The following is a 310-nucleotide window of genomic DNA, read 5'->3' on the forward strand; positions in this document are numbered from 1 at the left end:
GCCACGGTGGCGCGGTTCTGCACGGCAGAGCCCGTCGTCTGGGCTCCCAGCAGCACGATGGCCTCCTCGGGACTGGCCCCGTCGCCTTCGGCGGCCGCGGTCATAAAGCCGGTCTCGTGGATCAGATCGGAGTCGGACTGGTAATCGCGGGAGCCCACGGCGTAGGACGCGCCCTGCAGGTACTTGGCCGTGCCCCAATTGCGATTCCACCAGTCGGCCGCCGTGAGGCGCACCTTGTAGCCGAAGATGACGGCGCACGGAGCCGTCTGGTACTCGGCGCCCTCGTCGGGCAGTTCCAGGGTGCCCTGAG

The 310-nt window shown here is 69.0% G+C and carries 1 protein-coding gene; it reads right to left on the bottom strand.

Annotation, left to right across the window (positions count from 1 at the left end):
- On the bottom strand, positions 1–310 hold a 310-nt coding region (locus tag PZH32_RS12470), incomplete at both ends, for a hypothetical protein (RefSeq protein ID WP_275208563.1).

The sequence above is a fragment of the Adlercreutzia equolifaciens genome (genome assembly GCF_029076695.1).
In the GTDB taxonomy this organism is placed as follows: domain Bacteria; phylum Actinomycetota; class Coriobacteriia; order Coriobacteriales; family Eggerthellaceae; genus Adlercreutzia; species Adlercreutzia equolifaciens_A.